Below are 18,566 nucleotides of genomic sequence, written 5' to 3' on the forward strand. Positions count from 1 at the left end.
AAGGAGAATCGCCTGCCGCACCGTGACAGCCTGCCCTGCGCGGTCGTCCGGCGTTTTACGGTACATTACGCTTCCATCACGCCGCCGCACTTCCTGTCCGCTATCAACGATTAGTCGCGCATAACTTCATGCAAGGCACGCCTGTCCCGCTCGATCTTTCCGCTCTCGCACCCAGCCTTTACGCACAGGGTTGTGAAGAGGCGATCCTGTCCCGCCTGATGGAGCGCATTGCGCCCACGCACCGCTTTTGCGTCGATATTGGCGCGAGCGACGGCCTGCGCAACAGCAATACCGCGCTGCTGCTGCGCGAAGGCGGCTGGCAGGGCGTGCTGGTCGAAGGCAGTGCGTATCGCTACGACAAACTCGTGGCGAACTACGGCGGCGAGCGGCGCGTGGCGCTGCGTCATGAGCGCGTGCAGCCCGATACGGTCGCGCAACTGCTCGCCGAAGAGGGTGTACCGCGGGACTTCGATCTGCTCTCGATCGATATCGACGGCAACGATTACTGGACCTGGCAAGCGCTTGAGGCTTACCGCCCGCGCATTGTGGTGATCGAATACAACCCGTACTACGCGCCGCCCGAGCGCTGGGTCATGTGCTACAACCCGGCGCACGAATGGGACGGCTCGACCTATTACGGTGCGAGCCTCGAATCGCTTTATCACCTTGGCCAGCGCCTGGGCTATGAACTGGTGTGCTGTGACGACATGGGCAATAACGCGTTCTTCGTGCGGCGCGATCTGTATGCGCGGCTCGGCATCGACAATAACGCGCCATCGGTGCTGTTTCGCCCGGCGATGTACAAGCTTCGTTATGTCGGCCACAACACCTTTGTGAGCGGCCATCCGTATCGCTATGGCCCTGCCGAGGCCATCTGAGATGGCGCACGGCGGCGCGACTTTCGCAGCGATCCGTGCGGCCTATGGTTTCGCGCGCAACGAGTTTGCGTCTGCGCCGCGCCAGGTCAGCGAGCGTGTCTGGCATCTGCCCGATGCGCGCGGCGGCGTGGCCGTAAAGCTCTACGCCGATGACCATGCGGCGCGCGCGCAAAAAGAAGCCGCCATACTCACGCATGTGCAGACGCATGCCGATGCGCGTTTTCGCGTGCAGACGCTGCAACGCACCTTGACGGGCGATACCGTATTCAGCGGTGCGGGCTTTCACGCGATGGTCACGCATTGGTCCGCGGGGCAGATGCGCACTTACGACACCTTCACGTGCGCCGAATGGGAGGCTCTGGGCGCGAGCCTCGCGGCGTTGCATTCGAGCCTCGACAGTTTCGACCGTTCCGCTCTGCCCGCACTCGACACGATCCGCGAGCGACTCGCCGCCATTGACGCCGACGCCGTGCGCCGTAGCCTGATCGACGCGCTCGGCCAAGATCGCGAGAACCTGGGCACTTACGTGGACACCTGCCTGCGTTTGCTCGACGCGCACTATCCGGGCAGCATCGCGGCTTTTCCCGCCGACGACCCACAGCATCCGGTTCACAACGATTACAACCAGTTCAACTATCTGTTCGACGGCACGCTGCCACCGCGGATCCTCGACTGGGAAGCGGCCATCGGCGCGCCGCGCGAATATGAACTGGTGCGTTGCCTCAATCATTTGCCGCTCGAAGCGCCGCAGCACGCCGCCGCCTTTCTACGCGCCTATGCGAGCGTGCGAGCACCGCGCCCGGATCATCTTGCCTGGGCCGTCGATGCCGCATGTCTGCAGCACGCGCTCAAGCTCTGGATCGCACAGGGCTGGCTGAACAATCGGGCGCGCTTCGCGGCGCATCTGCGCGGCGCCATGACGATGGTCGCGGCATTCGACGGCGCGCGCGAGCGCTTGATTGACTTCTATTCCCGTTGCCTCGATCACGGCGACGGCGGGACGCCAACGTGACCACGACCAACGAAACCCCCGCGCGCAAACACGTCTTTCCGCCGCCGATGGAGCGGCACTATCGCGTGCAGAACGGCCGCGTGCAGACGCGTTCGCTCGAAGCGCATATAGTCGATCACTGCAATCTGACGTGTTCCGAATGTTGCTCGCTTTCGCCGCTGCTGCCCGAATGGTACGCACGCCCTGACGCCCTGGCGAACGACCTGCGCATGGCCGCGAAAGTGCTGCAACCGGGCGTGTTCAAGCTGGTGGGCGGCGAGCCGCTGCTACACCCCGGCATCGTCGATATCGTCGCCTGCGTGCGCGAGACCGGCATCGCGCCGATGGTCTCAGTGACAACCAATGGCCTGAAGCTGGGCGAGATGGCCGACGCGTTCTGGCAGGCCGTGGATGCGCTGACGATTTCGCGTTATCCCAAGCCGCGCCTTGCGGACGATCTTGTCGCGCATATCGAGGCGCAGGCGGCGCGCTTCAACGTGCGCCTGAACTGGAAGGTGCAGGACACCTTCACGGTGATGAACCGCGCGCAACCCTCGACCGATCGCGACGAAGCGCAGCGCATCTACCACGACTGCTGGATTCGCGAGCGTTGCCACATGATCCGCGACGGCATGTTTTATACCTGCACGCGGCCCGCGCATTTTCATACCTTGTATCAAGGCACGCGGGACTTCCACGCCGATGGCCTGGCCTTGCACGACAACGACGGCATGCTTGAGGCGATGCTGGCCTACCTGCAACGCGAAACGCCGCTGGAAGCCTGCCTGCATTGCCACGGCGGCAGCGCGCCGCAAGCGCCGCATCGCATTCTCAAGCGCATTGAAGTCGACACCCTGAAGGCCTGTTATCCATGACCGTTTCCCATATCGTTGGCGCGCGCGATTTTTTTGGCTTTGAGCGCCTGCATTACCACCCGCGTTGCGGCGTGTGGGCAGGCAATATCGATTCGACCTTGCGTGCTGCGGGACAAAGCACTGGCGGCGAGCCCGATGCGGCTGCCATTGCCGGTTATCTGAGCGGCGCGCGGCTGGTGGGCCGCACCGTGCTACGCGACGTGCGCGCGGTGCCGCCCGGTTTTGCGCTGGTGAAATCGGCGCAAGGGCTGGACGTGCACGCCGCGCCCAGCGAAGCGTTGCGCGGCGATCTGGAAACCCTGTTGCGCGCCTCGCTGCAAGGCGCGCTTCACAGCGGCAAACGCGTGGCGCTGGCACTAAGCGGCGGACTCGACTCCGCGCTGTTGCTGGCGTTGCTGCGCGAACTGGACGCGCTCGACCAGGTGACGGCCTATATTCTCGCGACCGGCATGCCCGACTATTGCGAGCAGGACGCCGCGCTCGAACTGGCCACGCAGATGCAGGCGCGCGTCAAAATCGTGCATTTTGACGAAGCCGATTTTGTGAACGCGCTGCCGGGCACTACGTATGCAGTCGAAGAGCCGATGTTCAATCTGCATCCCGTCGCCAAGCATCTGCTGGCCGAAGCCATGGCCGCCGACGGCATCGAACTGGCCATCACTGGCGACGGCGCGGACCAGGTGCTGCGCCGCGACCAGTCGGCCAACTATCTGCCCTTGTGCCACGCGATCTTCGACGCGCAAGGCGTGACGCTGCACCCGCCCTTTGTCGATAGCGCCGTGGTCGCCCATCTGCTGGCGATCGATCCCGATCCCAACAAACAGTGTCTGCGCGACCTGGGCGCGCGTCTGGCACTGCCTGATCGGCTCGTGCATGGCCCGAAGCGCGGACGTCTTGCGCCCGCCATGAATCTGGATGCGCTGCTCGATCGCACGCGTATTGGCAAGCTGGCGGCGTCGCTCGGTCTGCCCGCGCCCACCCTCGAAGCCGACACCGAACGCGTGTTGTGGACGACCTTGTCGCTGATTCTCGATCACCTGGGCGCGAGCCCTATCCCCGCTTAAAGACCCATGAAACGTATCCTTTTCTGCGTGGTGCCCGAGAAAGGTCACCTCAACCCCTGCATTGGCCCGGCGCAGCGGCTTCAGGCGGCGGGCTTCGAAGTGGGCTTCTACGCGCCCGCCGATATCGCCGCGCAACTCGAAGGCGCTGGCGCATTCGCCTTTCTCGGTCCGCGCGCGCAAGCCGAGGAACATCCACCAGCGGCGGAAGGTGAGCGCCACGAGCTTTCGCGCGGCGCGGTCTTTGCCGACAAGATCCGCGACGCCGCGTGGCTGCGCAACTGGATCCGCACGCTGCTGATCGACGAAACGCCGGGGCAGGTGGAGGGCATCCGCGCGATCATCCGCGACTGGCAGCCCGGCGTGGTGGTGATCGATCCGCTGCACTATGCGTCGGCGATTGCTGCGCATCTGGAGGGCAAGCCGTGGGTTGCGCTGTCCAATTCGCTCAATCCGGTACTGCCTGATGATCTGGATTCCGAACTATTGAACACGGTGCGCTGGATCGCACCCGAGCGCGAGCGCCTGTTTGCTTCGTATGGCATGCAGGCGGGTTTTCGCGGCTGCGATGTGCTTTCGCCCTATCTGACGCTGGCGTTGACGACCGAAGCGCTGGTGGGCGCGCCGCCGCCAGGCGTGGAACTGGTCGGGCCGGCCATGCCTGCGGGAGCGCGCGGCGACGAGGCCGATTTCCCCTGGCATCGTCTGGATGGCACGCTGCCGATGATCTATATGTCGCTCGGCAGCCAGCTTTACTGGCATCCTGAAGTGTTCAATAAAGTGATTGCGGCGGCGCGCGGATTGCCCGTGCAACTGGTGCTTTCCGTGGGCGACCTCGTCGATACGGATCTGCTGCCGCACGACGATGCGCGTGTGATTGCCGTGCGCTATGCGCCCCAACTCGCGGTGCTGGAGCGCGCTCAGGTATTCGTCAATCACGGCGGCGCGAATTCGGTGATGGAATCGCTAGCGTGCGGCGTGCCGATGCTGCTTTCGCCGTTCTGCAACGACCAGTTTCATTCGGCGCATTTCGTCGAGCGCGCGGGCGCGGGCATTCGCCTCGATCTGCAGACGGCGACGGTTGCGGAGATTGCCGCTGCGCTGGCCATATTGCTGCGGCCTGGCCCGCTGCGCGAGCATGCCGCGCAGATTCGCGCGAGCTACGCGCGCGACGGCTCGGCGCAGGCCGCGCGTCTCATTGGCGTACTCGCTTCAGAAAGCCACCCGGTGACAGCGTCATGAGCACGCGGTCCTCAATATCGCCATCGACGTTGAAACGATGGTCGCGTTCGAGAAAGGCCTGGGTTGCCGTGGCGGGATTGTTGCCACGTCCATAAGGTTTGCCATCGAACATCGACTCGGGCAGATACTCCATGATGGTGTCCATCACGATCACATAGCTGCCGGGCGTGACGAGTTCCGCGTAGCATTCCAGCTCGCGCAAAACGTGGTCGTGCGTGTGCGTGAGATCGAGTATCACGAGAACCGGTGCATCGGCGCCGATATGCTCGCGCACAGCGGCGAGCGTGGCCGGTGCGCAGGATTCGCCTTCGATCAGGGTCATGCGATGCGCGAGGCGGTGAGCCTGCAGGCGATCCTTGACCTCGGCGCGCAGGCGCGGATCGATGGCGATGACGCGACCTTCGCCGCCCACGAGTTCCTGCATCGACGCGGAAAAGACCGCACCGCCACCCGCCGCGATGCCGGTCTGCACGATGTATCGCGGCCGCACCTGCCAGACCAGTTCCTGGATGGCGAGCATGTCGCCGGGCAGGTGGAAAAAGCGCTCGCCCAACCAGCGCGTCTGGAACAGGTGATCGAATTCGGCGGCGCGCGTGAGCCATTCGATATTGACGTCCCGCATGCGGGTCGAGATGCGATCAGACATGGTCAATGCAGGGAGAATGAGAGTCGTGGAAACACCGGAAATGCTCGAATCGATGCTGCTGGAGCACTGGAACGTGCGCGCCGTGCATCTGCAGGCGTTGTCGTCGGGCCATACTAACAAAACGTATCGCGTGCATCACGTTGCGCGCGCAGCGATCCTGCGCGTGTCATGGCCGGGCAAAACCCTCGCGCAGATCGAGCGCGAGGCCATGATGCTGACGCATCTATCCAGCCGCCCTCATTTACCGGCATTGCCTCGCCTGTTGCCGACGTTATCCGGTCAGCCCGGCGCGCAGGCGGCGTATGGCGGCTGGCTGCATCTGTTCGAATCGATCGACGGCGAACCAGGCATGCCCGACGATGCGCGGCGAGCAGCGATTGTCGCCATGCGTACGCTTGCGCAACTGCATGCCGCGATGGCGACGCTTCGCGCGCACGACGCCAGCCCGGTGGCGTGGTTGCAGGCGCGCCACGCCCGCGTGGCCGCGCGCCAGACGCCCGATTTAAACGCCGCTTTACTGCCGCAGTATTCGCCGCTGATGGCGTGTATGGAAGCGTTGCTTGCGCAAGCCGCTGAGTGGGTCGATGACCCCGCACAATGGCTGCACGGCGATTATCACGCGGGCAATCTGCTATTCGAAGGCCAGATGCTGGCGGGCGTAATCGACTTCGACGATGTCGGGCAGGGTTCGCGCTGGCTCGAAGCGGCGTTTGCGTTGTTCGCGCTGTCGCGCGACGCGAGTGTGGAAGATCGCTTTGTTTTCGACGAATCGATCTGGCGTGCGGGCCTTGAGGCTTATGCAGGGACGAGCGCCGAAGAACCTCCGGGTTGGTTGCGCGCCCGATCCGTCGCGCTGATGCGTCTGTTTTGCACCGACCAGGTATTGATCCATCTGGAGGCCGCGCAGCGTGGCCTCTGGTCGGCCGGGCCCGGAATGGGCTTTCTGGCATGCTGGCGCGAGCTACTGGGCACCGCCACGCGCAGCGATGCGCCAGTGGGCGTCGCCCAGAAGTAAGCGCACGGCTTCCACCGTGGCGGGGCGCGCGTCGCCATGCCGTGAGCCATCGTGCAGGCAGATGACGGCTTCGTGCCCTTGAGCGGTTTGAGTGGCGATGTGCCCGCGCATGATGTCGGCGAGCGCTTGAGGCGCGGGCGCGGGGCGTTGCCAGTCGTCGGGAATCAGCGTCCAGCCTGAATGCGCGCGCGAGAGATGTTCGAGCACAGGCGCGCGCGGGTCCTGCGCTTGAAGGCCATAGGGCAGCCGTAGCGCGATGGCCGGCGCAACGCTCAGATCCGCCTGCTTATGGGCCGCCCGAATTAGCGCGTCGGTCGCTTCAATTTCCTCGATCAGTTCTTTTTCGCGCAGATCGCCGGGACGTGCATGCGTCCATGTGTGATTGCCGAGCGCATGTCCTTCGCGCAGTATTCGCGCGCCAACCTCAGGGTGTTGCGCGAGGTGTTTGCCGAGCACAAAAAACGTGACCTCGCATGAAGCGCGCTTGAGCACGTCCAGCAAATGCGGCGTAGAAGGGCCAGGACCGTCGTCGAAGGTAAGCCGAACGCAAGGGGACATGAAGATTGCGGCAGTCGAAAAGAAAATCCGACCGCTCAAAACAGGGGCCAGGACGCACTGTATCAGCATATCCACAAGCTGAACCGCGCGAACGCCTGGCCCCGTTGAACACTACTTGATGTCGTTCGTTTCGAGTTCGACCGATTGGCCGCCGTTCTTCGACAGCGCGTTGCGCGCGGCCTTTTCGATGCGCAGGCGGTTCGCATCGAATGCGCTTAGCAGCGCATGCGACGACGTGGCTTCATGGTCGAAGCGATCGTTGAGCGCGTCCATCGACACGCTGCACCATACGGGCCGATCGTCCACCTGGGCTTCGAAAGCGATGCGCGAAGCCGCTACGGCGTGACGGCGGTTCGTAAATTCGATCCTCATTGGATTCCTCCTTGCGTGACTATGCGTGACTTTGCGTGATTGGCAGGAAAGCCGGGCGTGGTTCACCCTGGCCTCAGCGTTTTCGCAAGGCGCAGTCCTACCCGGCAAACGTTCCGATCAATCCGCGCCCCCATGGTTCAGGCCCGCCGATTGCGCAGGCCATTTTGCATCGACCCCAGCAAACGTATCCCCACCTCATCTATCTGGAGAACCGCAATGGCCACCCGTCCTTCCCTGATGATCGTTACCGTGACCGCCGTTTCGTTCATGCTGATGGCGGCGCAGGCCGAGGCGCAAACCGCGTCGAGCGACACGTCCATGAGCGCGAACCCGACCAAGGCGCAGCGTAAAGAGGCGCGCAAGCAGGCGCGCGCGCACAAGAACGCGGAATTGAAGAAGCTTGAACAGAACGGCTATAACCCATCGAGAAACAACGTCAATTATCCAGACGATATCCAGAAGGCCGAGAAAAAGGCCGGCGCGGCGAACGGTGCGAGCCAATAGCACGCCGCGCGTGAATCGAGTGGACATGGATAAATCGACGATTTCCGGCGGCGGCCTTGGCCCCGAGGATTACGACGTGGTGTGCGGGCAGAAGGTCAACGCCCTTGGCCGCTATATCGGCTATCTGCGCATTCGCAGAAAGCCCGATGGCAAGATCATCTATCCGTTCGACGGCTGCCAGGTGCCCGGTCCGTTCGCGACCGGCGAGGAAGCCCGGCGCGCGGCGTGCGAAATGGCGGAGGAACTGGTACGGCTCGATATCGCCAGTCCGGAGGCATGAGCCGCGGGTTGAGCGGGGTTGAGCCGTCACCCCGCCACAGTAGACCGCGCGCTGCGTGCTTTACAGTTTGACGCCGCCGGCCTCGGGCGGCTCGGCGGGATCGTTCTGCCACTGCGTACGCACGCCGTAGTATTCATGCAGGGTAGTGGCCCAGCCGATGTCGGCCATCGCCGGCCAGTGGTCCTTGTCGAAACCGGGCGCATTCTTGACGCGCTCGCCGGTGACGTTGAGCACGAAGCACTTGCGCTGCGCATCGAGTGCGAGCGCCACCCATGGCAAGGCCAGCAACTTGTCGCCGATGCCGAGAAAGCCGCCGCTCGACATCACCGCGTAGACAATGCGGCCCTGTTGGACGTCGAGCATGATTTCCTTGATCTTGCCGATTTCTTCGTTATCCGAACTGTATACGCGGTCGCCTTCCAGGGTGCTGGCGGCCATGACATACGGACCGGGGCCGCCGGAACTCTCGCCGCTCGCGCCGACGATGCGCGCGCCGCCTGCTGAAGGTCGAGTCGATTGAGTGGGAATGGACATGATGGCTCCTTGAATCGCTGACGCTGCGGGCATCACAGGTCGTCATAGGTCAGTGGGCACTGCATGCCTGTTTGCGCAACGCGCGGACCCGACGCGGCCCCGCTCGTGTCCGGCACGGCCGTTGCGCATCATTGCGATTGCGCCCCACGATGATTCGTGGGGCGCGCGAACCACACGAGGCGCGATGCCGCACGAAGCACTCTGGTTTTTGATCGTCGGCGTGTTGCTGATGTTCGTGGCGCTTGCGCGCGGTCCCATCGCGCGCCTGCCGCTCACGGGCGCGATGATTTATCTGGTGGCGGGCGTGATTGTCGGCCCCGGCGTGCTTGGCCTCGTGAATGCGGACCTTGCGCAATCGGTGCGTACGCTCACCGTGATCGCCGAGGCCGGGCTGGTGGTGTCGCTGTTTTCGGTCGGCATGCATCTGCGCGTGCGTTTGCGCGATCCGTTGTGGCGCTTGCCCTTAAGGCTTGGCGTGCTCGCGATGATATTGAGCGTCGCGCTCACGTTCGCTCTGGCATGGGCGATGGGCATGCCCGCCGGTGTGGCGCTCTTTCTTGCCGCCGCGCTCGCGCCCACCGATCCGGTGCTTGCCAACGAGCTGCGCGTGCACGAAGCGGGCGACGCCGAGCCGGTGCGTTTCGCGCTTTCGGGCGAGGGCGGACTCAACGACGGCGCGGCGCTGCCGTTTGCACTGCTCGGCCTTGCGCTCTGCGGCGTGCCGGCTGCCGCCACGCAAAGCGCGCTTATGTTCGCGGCGTCGCTGCTTTGGGGCGTGGCGGGCGCATTGCTGATCGGCGCGGGGCTGGCGACGTTATGCGCGCGGCTCGTGTTTCACTTGCGTACGCGTTACGGCGAGGCGGTCGGGGTTGATGGTTTCATTGCGATCGGGCTGATGTCGGTGACATATGGCGCGGCCCTCCTCGTGCACGCGTATGCCTTCGTGGCGGTGTTCGCGGCCGGCGTCGCGCTGCGTCATGCCGAATTGCGCGCCACGGGCGAGCAGCACAGCCCGGCCGAGACACTGGAAACGGTGCAACTGGGCGAGCGTACCGAAGTCGCCACCGATCCGCGCCGCGCGCATGTCTGGCTCGCGGAAGGCATGACGGGCTTCACGCTGGAAATCGAGCACTTCGCGGAGCTGTCGCTGCTGCTCATCATCGGCTGCGTGGTTTCCGCACACTGGCGCGACATGCTGGAGCCGCAGGCGCTTGCGATCGCACTGGCGCTGGTGTTCGTGGTGCGGCCGCTCGCGGTGATGGGCTCGATGATTGGCGCGCGCGCCGACGGCCAGCAGCGCCGCCTGATGGCGTGGATGGGCATACGCGGCGTGGGCGCGTTCTATTACGCCATATGGGGACTCGACCAGGCAGGCGACACCTTGCAGCCGGTGCTCGCCGCGGCGCTCGACGCCATTGTGATTTCGGTGGCGCTGCACGGATCGACGGCGGGCTATGTGTTGCGGCGTTATTACCGGCGCGCGCAGGATCGGCGCGAGCGTTCGAGCAGCGTTTAGCGCGGCCTCACGCCAGCGCCCCTTCGACCTTGAACGCCGCCACCAGCGCATTGAGCGAATGCGCGTGATCGGCAAGCGACGACGCGGCCGCCGCGCTTTGCTCGACGAGCGCCGCGTTCTGCTGCGTGACCTCGTCCATCTGCGTGACCGCGAGACCCACCTGCTCGATGCCGTCGCTCTGCTCGCGCGATGCGGACGCGATCTCATGGATCAGCGTGGCCACGCGCGTGGTGGAAGACTGGATCGCCTCCATCGCGCCGCTGGCCTCGGTGACGAGCGTCGCGCCAGTGGCGACGCGTCCGGTCGAGCCCGCGATCAGCGTGCCGATCTCCTTGGCCGCCGCCGAAGCGCGCTGCGCGAGGCTGCGCACTTCGCCCGCGACCACGGCGAAGCCGCGTCCTTCTTCGCCGGCGCGCGCGGCTTCGACCGCTGCATTGAGCGCGAGAATATTAGTCTGGAATGCGATGCTTTCGATCGTGCCGATAATGTCGGTCATCTTCGACGAGCTGGCATGAATCTCATGCATGGTGTGCTCCATGCGCGTGACGGCGTCGCGCCCGCGACCGGCCACGTCGGCGGCGCCCAGCGCCAGCTCGCGCGCCTGCTGCGCATTGAGCGCGTTGGCCTGCACGGTGCCGATCAACTCTTGCATGGCCGACGCCGTCTGTGCGAGCGACGAGGCTTGTTCCTCGGTGCGCTGTGACAGATCGAGGTTGCCGCTCGCGATCTGCTGCGTGGCCGTCGCCATCGCATTCGCGCCCACGCGCACCTGATCCATCGTCTCGCGCAAACGCGTCTGCATCGCCGCAAGTCCAACGAGCAGCGCGCCCATTTCATCGTTGCGATGCGCGCTCACGCGCGTTGTCAGGTCGCCCGCCGCAATCGCATCGAAATGCGCCATGGCCGCACGCAGCGGAACCATCACGGCGCGGCGCAAACCACGCCAGCTCAGAAACGCAATCAGTAGCGCCAGCACAATGCTCGCGCCGCAGATCACGCCGAGCGTGTGAAAGCGCGCGCTGGAATCAGCATCGGCCTGGCGCGCGGCATCGTCGAGATAGTGCTCAAGCGCCCCCTGGCTTGCGTTCATCGCCGTATAGAGCCCGATCAGTTCGGCGGCGCGGCGCTCGTCCATCCAGGTGGAGTCGCCGCTGCGGATCGCAGCGATCAGGCGATCGATGGCATCGCGGCGCACGGCGGTGCGCTTCGCGTCGAGATCGTCGGTGAGCGTTTGCAGTTCGGGCGTTTTGGGCAGCGCGCGAAACTGCTGCCACCAGCGGTCCGATTCGGCGAGCAGCGCCTGCGCGCGGTCGAGCTGCGCGCCGAGTTGAGGCGAATGCGGATTGGCCATCGCCCAGTCGAGACCGAAGCGGGCGCGCGACATCGCTGTCCCCGATTTGCCGAGCGCAACCGCCGAAGCGAAATGCACCGCGTAAGCGTCGTGCTGCGCGCGATTGGTCATGTCCATGCCGAACAGACTTACGACACCCATCGCGATGACCAGCGCCCCGAGCGTCATCACCGTCAGCGCGAGGCGCAGATTGATCGTCAAGCTTTTCATTATTGTTCCATATGCGAAACGATACACCGTATATGGAAAGTATAACGGCAGGTCTGGGTGAAAAATTAATTGTTGGGCGGGCGGTGTTTACCCGCAGAACATCGTGGCGAAGGTGAATGGGGCATACGCCATCGCCGCTTCGATTGATTTTTAAAGTTGCCCTTTGGGGCAATGACGCTGCCCGAAGTCCCTATATCCTCCGTCGGCAAAAACTACAGACAATTGTCCGGGTTAATACGGCTGTATCAAAGTCACGCGGTCACTCATACGGACACCGAAAGTTCGCAAATCATTGGAGGTGGTCATGTCTGAATTTGACGAGGAAGCCAGATCAGAAGGAAGAAGAGCATTCCTGCGCAACGTCGCGGTGGCGAGCGTCGCGAGTGGATTCTCCGGCGTCGTTGGCGAATCGCTGGCCCAGGCCGCGAGTGCCGCCACGCCCACCACCCCGGCATCGAAACCCGCTACGTCTGCAACGATGGGGTTGAACAAGCAATACGCCGATTTTCTTTCTTTTGCCGATGCGCAGGATTTCGAGGACGCCAAACGCGGCCTGATCGCAACGCTGCCCGAACCGGTCGTCATTCCAGGCCCGGGCGGCGTCAACGCATGGGACTTGCAGCAATTCGCCTTTGTCAGTGGCGGCCCGGAAAACAACGCGCCGCCCACGGTCAATCCGAGCCTCTGGCGCAACGCCAAGCTCAATATGAATCATGGTCTGTTTCAGGTCGTCGATGGCATCTGGCAGGTGCGTGGCTACGATCTGTCGGTCATGAGCATCATTCGTGGCGATCGCGGCTATATCGTGGTCGATCCGTTTATCACGACGGAGGTGGCCTCGACGGTATGGAAACAACTCGTCATTCCGCATCTGGGCGACAAGCCGATTACGCACATCATCTACACGCACAGCCACGTCGACCACTACGGCGGCGTGCGAGGTCTCGCCAGCGACGACGATCTGAAGTCAGGCAAAGTGCAGGTCGTGGCGCCAGCGGGCTTCACGGAGGCCGCAGTTGGCGAGAACATCATTGCGGGTAACGCAATGGGGCGGCGCGCGAGTTTCATGTACCGCTCGCTATTGCCGCGTAGCGCCACCGGCATCGTGGATGGCGGCCTTGGCAAGACAACTTCGGTGGGCACAATCACGCTGGCGGTGCCGACCCAGTTCGCCGAAAAGACCGGTCAGAAGTTGACGCTGGATGGCGTGGAGATTGTGATCCTGATGGCGCCGGAATCCGAGGCGCCGTCCGAGTTCATGTTCTATATCCCGAAGTACAAGGCGTTTTGCGCCGCCGAAGACGCCACCCATACGCTTCATAATCTGTACACGCTGCGTGGCGCCAAAATGCGCGACGGTCTGCTCTGGTCGAAATATTTGCAGACGTCGCTCGATATGTTCGGCGCCGACGTTCAGGTGCTATTTGCTTCGCACTACTGGCCAACATGGGGCAATGAACGGATCGTCCCGTTCCTGCGTGCGCAAAGGGATATGTTCCGCTATCTGCACGACCAGACCTTGCGCATGGCCAATCAGGGCCTCACGCCACTGGAAATCGGCGAAGCAATGCGTCTGCCGGACAGCCTCGCGAAGCACTGGTATTGCCGCAGCTACTACGGAACGGTCTATCACGACGCGGTCGCTCAATACAACCTGCGCCTCGGTTTCTTCGACGGCGTGCCGGCCAATCTGCACCGGCTGCCACCCACCGAAGCCGGCAAGCGTTACGTCGAGTTCATGGGCGGGTCTGCCGCGGTACTGAGTAAGGCGCGCGGCTATTTCAGCAAGGGTGACTATCGCTGGGTCGCCGAGGTCGTCAATCATGTGGTGTTCGCGGAACCGCAGAATGCGGCGGCCAAACAGCTATTGGCCGATACCTACGAGCAACTGGGCTATCAGTCCGAATCGGCGTCCTGGCGCAACTTCTATCTGACGGGCGCGATGGAGTTGCGCAACGGCGTGAGGCAGCTTCCCGCGCCGCAACCGCAAAGCCCCGACACCATTCAGGCCATGCCGCTCGACATGTTCCTCGACTATCTGGGCATCCGGCTCAATGGCGATCGGGCAGCCGGCAAAACCGCCTCCTTTAATCTCGTGCTGACCGACACGAAAGAGAACTATGTGCTTGGCGTGGAAAACAGCGCGCTGCATTACTCGCGCAACACGCGCTCCGACTCGGCGGATGCCACCGTCACGATGACGCGCGCCGATCTCAACGCCATCATGATGGGCAAGACCAATATGCAGAAGCTCGTGATGGCGGGCAATGCGAAGATCGACGGCAACAGCCAGAGACTCGGCGAATTCGTCTCGTGGCTCGATACCTTCGACTTCTGGTTCAACATCGTCACGCCCTGAGGTGGCCCATGTGTGCAATCTGCGAGTTCAAGATCGAGTTCAGCATTGGCCACCCGCTTGCGCTGAGCGTGGCGGTCGCCACGCGAAAAGCGATCGACGCCGGAATGGTGGACGAAATGACGATCGACGAGGGCGCGCTGTCGGCGGCGCGCAAGCGCATGGCCGCTGTCGATACCTTGAACCTGTTGCAGGCGCGCGTGGAGGAAGGCCACGGCACAGAGGATTTGCTGGCGCTGCCTGACTTCTACGTGCTGCTGATCGAGAACGACACCTGGGGCTTTTTTCACGCGACGACAGAAGGCTTCGATCCCGATATCGTGCCGCCCATGCCGGACGTCAACGCAACGGAGGACGCGGGGCGCAGCAATATCGTCGTCACGTCCGAAGCGGCCTTGCGTGGCTGGCTGGCAGGCCGCTTCGACATGGCGCACGCGCTGGACGCATCGCTCTTTCTCGTCGATGCGCCCGAAGCCGCTGCGTTGTCGCTCACACGTATGCTCAATCGCGCCGACGCGGTTGTCGCACTCGCATCGTTGTGAGTCGCCTGGCGCCATAAAAAAGCCCGTCCTGAAAGGACGGGCGCAAAGGACGTAGTGTGCGATATGACTTCGCATCGCCATTACATAGCGATCCTGAATATATCCCGCACTCCATCCGGAGAAGAAAGACTCACATCGAAAGGGAAACGGCAGCGGCTTCGCAATGAAGCCTGCGCCGCCGTTTCCCTCTTGCAGCGTTACAGCAAAATCAGAAGCGCGTGAGCATGCCCACGGCGCCCATCACCTGATTACCCGTCGACGAAGCGCCGCCCGAGTTGTACATATTCGCGACGTTCTTGTTGCCGGTCGCGTGCTCGTACATCGCTTCTGCGTAGACTTCGGTGCGCTTGGACAGCGAGTAACGCGCGATCGCGTTCACCTGGTTCCACTTCGGATCTGCGCCGTACGATGTCGCGCCGTTCAGATGGCCGTCGGTGTACGTGTACGACAGGCCGGCCTTGAAGGCGGGCGTGAAGTTGTACATGCCGTTGACTTCGTAGTTGTCGAAGCGCACCGAGCCGTTGCTCAGACCGAAGGCGCTCGTGCCCTGGTACTGGCTGTGCGAATAGACGAAGCCCACGACAGCCGGGCCGAACGCGTAGTTCAGGCCGGCGGCGGCGGTACGTTGCACGTCGGACGTGAGGCTGCCCTTGACTTCGGCCTGGTCGACTGCGCCCGTGGTGTTGGTGAACGCGGTGCCCGTCTTCGAGCCCGAGCCGTTGGTCTGCAGGTAGCCGGCTGCTGCCGTCAACGGACCGTAGGTGTAGCTTGCGGCAGCGCTGTAGGCGCGGCTCACGGCGAATTCGGTGCTGTTGCTGAACGCGTACATGCCGCCGAACTTGAAGCCGCCGTAGTTCAGGCTCGTGTACTTGACCGAGTTGTTGAAGCGCACGCTGTGCTGGAGGTTGTCGTTGTCGTACGGGTGCGCGAAGCCCGAGTCGCCGAAGGTGCCGGCCGTGGCCGACAGCGGCGAGACGAAGTCCACCACGTCGTCGTACTGGCGGCCCATCGTGAGCGTACCGAAGGCGTTGCTGCTCAGGCCCACATAAGCCTGGCGGCCGAACATGCGGCTGTTCTGGCCCAGCGTACCGTTGGCGACGCTAAAGCCGTTTTCGAGCACGAAGATGGCTTTCAGGCCGCCGCCGAGGTCTTCGGCGCCCTTGAGGCCGAAGCGGCTGCCACTGATGTTGCCGCTCGCGAGCGCAACGCGGCCGCTACCGCCCACGTTGTTCGTATAGGCGATGCCGGCATCGACGAGACCGTACAGGGTGACCGAGCTTTGAGCGTGGGCGGATGCAGCGGCAAATGCGCTCAGGCATGCCACGGCGATCGAGATTTTTTTCACTGTGTGACTCCAGTTCTATAGGTACGCTGGGTTGAGACGACGGCGAGTATAGAAAAGGGCTGTGACGGAAATGCTCTGCGGCTGGCGCACGGTCTCTTCCAGAATATGGAAGAATCGATTCAAAAAACTGAAATAAATCTCGTAAAGGTAGATGTAATAACGCTCGCGAGGCCTTGCGGCGTCGCGAGCGCGTGTTTTGGCGCTTCTTTGGCGTTTCCGTGAGTCGCATATGTGCAACATCGCGGCCTGCAATAATCGGCCGGTCGATCAGCCTGACGCCCGCTTCGAGCGGAAAATGCAGAAGCTCAATGCGGCCAGCAGGATCACGGCCGTCGCGCCGTAGAGCATGAGTACGCCGAAGCCGTGAATGAGCGCATCGCGGCTGATCGCTTCGAAACGTTGCGCGTTCGTCGCGGTTGCGCCTGTGAATGGCGCCGCAATTGCCGGCACCAGGTCGCCCGCGGCGACGCGGCTCGCCAACGCGTTCCACGATACGTCAGCGGAATTGGCGCCCAGCGCCGCTTGCAGCCGCTGCGAAACGCTTTCCACCAGCAAAAAGCCCATCAACGCGATATTGATCGCGAGCGTAATCATGCGCGCGCTCATGTCAATTCCGGATGCCATGCCGGCGCGCGCAGCGCTGACCGAACCCGTGGTCGTGTTCGTCACCGGCGTATTGGTCAGACCTAGGCCCGCTCCCGCGAGCAGGCACCCGGGCAGTACCCCCAGTGCGCCTGCGGGGCCGCTGCGGCTGCCCACCCACATCAGAAAGAAGCCCAGGCCGATGGTGAGCAGGCCGCCAGGAATCACGAGTGAAGGCTTATAACGCAGCGCGAGCCGTTCGCCGATTGGCGGAAACACAAGCGTCGGCAGCGTATAGGCGAGCAACGAAAGCCCCGCTGCGACCGGCCCTTCGCCGAGCGCACGCTGGAAATAAATCGGCAGATAAATGATGAAGGCCCAGAAGCTGAAGTTCATCCCGACCGACCCCAGCAACGCGCCCGAGAAGTTGCGCACCTTGAACACCGAGAAGTCGAACATCGGGTGCGCGATGCGCGTTTCCACGCCATAAAACACCGCGAGGCTCGCCGCACTGGCGGCGAGTATCGCGAGGCCCGATGCGCTCGTGAACCCGCCATCGGCGCCTTGCGTGATGAACCAGACAAAGCCGAGGATCGCCGCCGAGAGCGTAACCATGCCCCACACGTCGAGCCTGCGCGCCTGTGGGTCGCGCGATTCCTGCACGCCGGCGACGGCAAGCACGAGCGTCGCCACGGCAAGTCCTACGTGAATCCAGAACACCCATTGCCAACTAGAGAGCGCGACAATCGCACCGCCCACGATCGGCCCAAAGCCCAGTCCAATGCCAAGCACAATGCCCCACGCGCTGAATGCCCGTGCCCGTTGCGCGCCTTCCTGGAACTGATGCGAGAGCACCGCCACGAGGCAGATGAGCATGGCGCCGCCGCTTGCGCCCTGCAACACGCGGCTCGCGATCAGCATGGCCGAATTCCACGCCAGCCCGCACAGCAACGACGCAATGCCGAACAGCACGATCGAGCCGATAAAGATGCGCTTGCGCCCGAAGCGGTCCGCGAGTGTGCCGGTCGCCATGAGCACCGTCGTGCAGGCGATGGTGTAGGCATTCATGATCCATTGAATCTGCTTGAAGTCGCCGTGCAGCACGACTTCGAGTGTCGGCAGGATCACCGGCACGCTGGAGATTTCCAGCGCGAACATCATCGCCGCGAGACAGACGGCGATCAATGCGAGGGTATTCCGTTGCGTGCGCAACGGTATGGGTGGCGTAGCGACGGTGGGGGTGTCGCGCTCGATTTCACTGACCTGCATGACGGACTCCAGAAAGAGTGCGTGACGCCGCTGAACAGCGTGCAGGGCGTCACCGGATGTTCCAGAGCAGTCTAGAGGAATATAATTCTCCGATTGACGCGTTTCGTTCCCACTATGGTTTCCTGTGTGGAACCAATAACCGGGGCAGCAGATGAAGGACAATCTCGACGGCGTGGCCACTTTTGTTCAGGTGGTGGAGGCGGGCAGCTTCGCGCTGGCGGCCGAACGCATGAACCTCACGCGCTCGGCGGTCGGCAAGGCCATCAGCCGGCTGGAGGCGCGCCTGGGCGCGCGGCTCCTTCATCGCAGCACGCGCAGCCAGTCGCTCACGGCCGAAGGGCAGTCGTACTACGAAGGCTGCGTGCGCGCACTAGCCGAACTCGACAACGCCGAGGCGGCGCTCGACCACAGTGGCATCGAGCCAAGCGGCCGCCTGCGC

The 18,566-nt window shown here is 63.4% G+C and carries 19 protein-coding genes; 12 read left to right on the forward strand and 7 right to left on the reverse strand.

What is annotated here, in order from left to right:
• The first annotated feature begins 128 nt into the window (after positions 1–128).
• Genes VG320_RS25460 through VG320_RS25480 form a run of 5 tightly spaced genes read left to right on the forward strand, consistent with a single transcriptional unit; the run spans position 129 to position 5,047 of the window.
• Positions 129–878 carry a hypothetical protein gene (locus tag VG320_RS25460; RefSeq protein ID WP_327202836.1) on the forward strand — a complete coding sequence of 250 codons (750 nt, stop codon included), beginning with the start codon at positions 129–131 and terminating at the stop codon, positions 876–878.
• Between the two features lies 1 nt (position 879).
• The gene (locus tag VG320_RS25465; RefSeq protein WP_327202837.1) at positions 880–1,890 is read left to right on the forward strand and encodes a phosphotransferase enzyme family protein; all 1,011 of its coding nucleotides are present in this window, start codon (positions 880–882) and stop codon (positions 1,888–1,890) included.
• A gap of 47 nt (positions 1,891–1,937) precedes the next feature.
• Positions 1,938–2,744, forward strand: a complete 807-nt coding sequence (locus tag VG320_RS25470) for a radical SAM protein (protein WP_327202853.1) — start codon at positions 1,938–1,940, stop codon at positions 2,742–2,744.
• Entirely contained in the window at positions 2,741–3,808 is a 1,068-nt protein-coding gene (locus VG320_RS25475; protein ID WP_327202838.1) for an asparagine synthase-related protein, read from the forward strand. The genes VG320_RS25470 and VG320_RS25475 overlap by 4 nt, the downstream gene beginning before the upstream one ends.
• 6 nt (positions 3,809–3,814) lie before the next feature.
• A complete protein-coding gene (locus tag VG320_RS25480) occupies positions 3,815–5,047 on the forward strand; it encodes a glycosyltransferase (protein WP_327202839.1) in 1,233 nt (410 codons plus the stop codon).
• Here the strand turns inward: VG320_RS25480 and VG320_RS25485 are convergent.
• Complete coding sequence (locus VG320_RS25485; RefSeq protein ID WP_327202840.1) at positions 5,001–5,693, reverse strand: cephalosporin hydroxylase family protein; 693 nt, start codon at positions 5,691–5,693, stop codon at positions 5,001–5,003. The genes VG320_RS25480 and VG320_RS25485 overlap by 47 nt on opposite strands.
• Before the next feature lie 16 nt (positions 5,694–5,709).
• Between VG320_RS25485 and VG320_RS25490 the strand changes: the two genes are divergently transcribed.
• Positions 5,710–6,708: a phosphotransferase enzyme family protein gene (locus VG320_RS25490; protein WP_327202841.1), complete on the forward strand. Its 999-nt coding sequence runs from the start codon at positions 5,710–5,712 to the stop codon at positions 6,706–6,708.
• On the opposite strand, the gene VG320_RS25495 is transcribed toward VG320_RS25490, so the two are convergent.
• Together VG320_RS25495 and VG320_RS25500 are read right to left on the reverse strand one after the other, a co-directional pair.
• On the reverse strand, positions 6,655–7,266 hold the full coding sequence (locus tag VG320_RS25495; RefSeq protein WP_327202842.1) for a polysaccharide deacetylase family protein: 612 nt from the start codon (positions 7,264–7,266) through the stop codon (positions 6,655–6,657). The two genes, VG320_RS25490 and VG320_RS25495, sit on opposite strands and share 54 nt — an antisense overlap.
• A gap of 111 nt (positions 7,267–7,377) precedes the next feature.
• Positions 7,378–7,638 (reverse strand): DUF1488 domain-containing protein, encoded by a 261-nt coding sequence (locus tag VG320_RS25500; RefSeq protein ID WP_327202843.1) that lies wholly within the window; start codon positions 7,636–7,638, stop codon positions 7,378–7,380.
• Positions 7,639–7,905: 267 nt separating this feature from the next.
• On the opposite strand from VG320_RS25500, the gene VG320_RS31225 reads away from it, so the two are divergent.
• Positions 7,906–8,142 (forward strand): hypothetical protein, encoded by a 237-nt coding sequence (locus VG320_RS31225; RefSeq protein ID WP_414696119.1) that lies wholly within the window; start codon positions 7,906–7,908, stop codon positions 8,140–8,142.
• Positions 8,143–8,167: 25 nt separating this feature from the next.
• On the forward strand, positions 8,168–8,422 hold the full coding sequence (locus tag VG320_RS25510) for a DUF6723 family protein (protein WP_327202845.1): 255 nt from the start codon (positions 8,168–8,170) through the stop codon (positions 8,420–8,422).
• Between the two features lie 60 nt (positions 8,423–8,482).
• Here VG320_RS25510 and VG320_RS25515 read toward each other — a convergent pair whose 3' ends face one another.
• Positions 8,483–8,956, reverse strand: coding sequence for a PRC-barrel domain-containing protein (locus VG320_RS25515; RefSeq protein ID WP_327202846.1), 474 nt, complete (start codon positions 8,954–8,956; stop codon positions 8,483–8,485).
• Positions 8,957–9,140: 184 nt separating this feature from the next.
• Between VG320_RS25515 and VG320_RS25520 the strand changes: the two genes are divergently transcribed.
• A complete protein-coding gene (locus VG320_RS25520; RefSeq protein WP_327202847.1) occupies positions 9,141–10,472 on the forward strand; it encodes a cation:proton antiporter in 1,332 nt (443 codons plus the stop codon).
• A gap of 7 nt (positions 10,473–10,479) precedes the next feature.
• Here VG320_RS25520 and VG320_RS25525 read toward each other — a convergent pair whose 3' ends face one another.
• Positions 10,480–12,033 carry a methyl-accepting chemotaxis protein gene (locus VG320_RS25525; protein WP_327202848.1) on the reverse strand — a complete coding sequence of 518 codons (1,554 nt, stop codon included), beginning with the start codon at positions 12,031–12,033 and terminating at the stop codon, positions 10,480–10,482.
• A gap of 304 nt (positions 12,034–12,337) precedes the next feature.
• On the opposite strand from VG320_RS25525, the gene VG320_RS25530 reads away from it, so the two are divergent.
• Together VG320_RS25530 and VG320_RS25535 are read left to right on the forward strand one after the other, a co-directional pair.
• The gene (locus VG320_RS25530; RefSeq protein ID WP_327202849.1) at positions 12,338–14,392 is read left to right on the forward strand and encodes an alkyl/aryl-sulfatase; all 2,055 of its coding nucleotides are present in this window, start codon (positions 12,338–12,340) and stop codon (positions 14,390–14,392) included.
• Between the two features lie 8 nt (positions 14,393–14,400).
• Positions 14,401–14,931, forward strand: a complete 531-nt coding sequence (locus tag VG320_RS25535; RefSeq protein ID WP_327202850.1) for a hypothetical protein — start codon at positions 14,401–14,403, stop codon at positions 14,929–14,931.
• A gap of 208 nt (positions 14,932–15,139) precedes the next feature.
• Here VG320_RS25535 and VG320_RS25540 read toward each other — a convergent pair whose 3' ends face one another.
• Together VG320_RS25540 and VG320_RS25545 are read right to left on the reverse strand one after the other, a co-directional pair.
• Positions 15,140–16,276 (reverse strand): porin, encoded by a 1,137-nt coding sequence (locus tag VG320_RS25540; RefSeq protein ID WP_327202851.1) that lies wholly within the window; start codon positions 16,274–16,276, stop codon positions 15,140–15,142.
• Positions 16,277–16,543: 267 nt separating this feature from the next.
• Complete coding sequence (locus tag VG320_RS25545) at positions 16,544–18,127, reverse strand: MFS transporter (RefSeq protein WP_414696118.1); 1,584 nt, start codon at positions 18,125–18,127, stop codon at positions 16,544–16,546.
• A 151-nt stretch (positions 18,128–18,278) separates the two neighbouring features.
• On the opposite strand from VG320_RS25545, the gene VG320_RS25550 reads away from it, so the two are divergent.
• On the forward strand, positions 18,279–18,566 hold a 288-nt coding region (locus VG320_RS25550; RefSeq protein WP_327202852.1), incomplete at its 3' end, for a LysR family transcriptional regulator.

The organism is Paraburkholderia sp. (assembly GCF_035948235.1).
Classification (GTDB): Bacteria; Pseudomonadota; Gammaproteobacteria; order Burkholderiales; family Burkholderiaceae; genus Paraburkholderia.

Bases quoted from the DNA above. Each gene is read 5' to 3' on its own strand.
- VG320_RS25460 (WP_327202836.1), top strand. From the start codon at position 129: ATGCAAGGCACGCCTGTCCCGCTCGATCTTTCCGCTCTCGCACCCAGC.
- VG320_RS25465 (WP_327202837.1), top strand. From the start codon at position 880: ATGGCGCACGGCGGCGCGACTTTCGCAGCGATCCGTGCGGCCTATGGT.
- VG320_RS25470 (WP_327202853.1), top strand. From the start codon at position 1,938: ATGGAGCGGCACTATCGCGTGCAGAACGGCCGCGTGCAGACGCGTTCG.
- VG320_RS25475 (WP_327202838.1), top strand. From the start codon at position 2,741: ATGACCGTTTCCCATATCGTTGGCGCGCGCGATTTTTTTGGCTTTGAG.
- VG320_RS25480 (WP_327202839.1), top strand. From the start codon at position 3,815: ATGAAACGTATCCTTTTCTGCGTGGTGCCCGAGAAAGGTCACCTCAAC.
- VG320_RS25485 (WP_327202840.1), bottom strand. From the start codon at position 5,693: ATGTCTGATCGCATCTCGACCCGCATGCGGGACGTCAATATCGAATGG.
- VG320_RS25490 (WP_327202841.1), top strand. From the start codon at position 5,710: ATGAGAGTCGTGGAAACACCGGAAATGCTCGAATCGATGCTGCTGGAG.
- VG320_RS25495 (WP_327202842.1), bottom strand. From the start codon at position 7,266: ATGTCCCCTTGCGTTCGGCTTACCTTCGACGACGGTCCTGGCCCTTCT.
- VG320_RS25500 (WP_327202843.1), bottom strand. From the start codon at position 7,638: ATGAGGATCGAATTTACGAACCGCCGTCACGCCGTAGCGGCTTCGCGC.
- VG320_RS31225 (WP_414696119.1), top strand. From the start codon at position 7,906: ATGCTGATGGCGGCGCAGGCCGAGGCGCAAACCGCGTCGAGCGACACG.
- VG320_RS25510 (WP_327202845.1), top strand. From the start codon at position 8,168: ATGGATAAATCGACGATTTCCGGCGGCGGCCTTGGCCCCGAGGATTAC.
- VG320_RS25515 (WP_327202846.1), bottom strand. From the start codon at position 8,956: ATGTCCATTCCCACTCAATCGACTCGACCTTCAGCAGGCGGCGCGCGC.
- VG320_RS25520 (WP_327202847.1), top strand. From the start codon at position 9,141: ATGCCGCACGAAGCACTCTGGTTTTTGATCGTCGGCGTGTTGCTGATG.
- VG320_RS25525 (WP_327202848.1), bottom strand. From the start codon at position 12,033: ATGAAAAGCTTGACGATCAATCTGCGCCTCGCGCTGACGGTGATGACG.
- VG320_RS25530 (WP_327202849.1), top strand. From the start codon at position 12,338: ATGTCTGAATTTGACGAGGAAGCCAGATCAGAAGGAAGAAGAGCATTC.
- VG320_RS25535 (WP_327202850.1), top strand. From the start codon at position 14,401: ATGTGTGCAATCTGCGAGTTCAAGATCGAGTTCAGCATTGGCCACCCG.
- VG320_RS25545 (WP_414696118.1), bottom strand. From the start codon at position 18,127: ATGCAGGTCAGTGAAATCGAGCGCGACACCCCCACCGTCGCTACGCCA.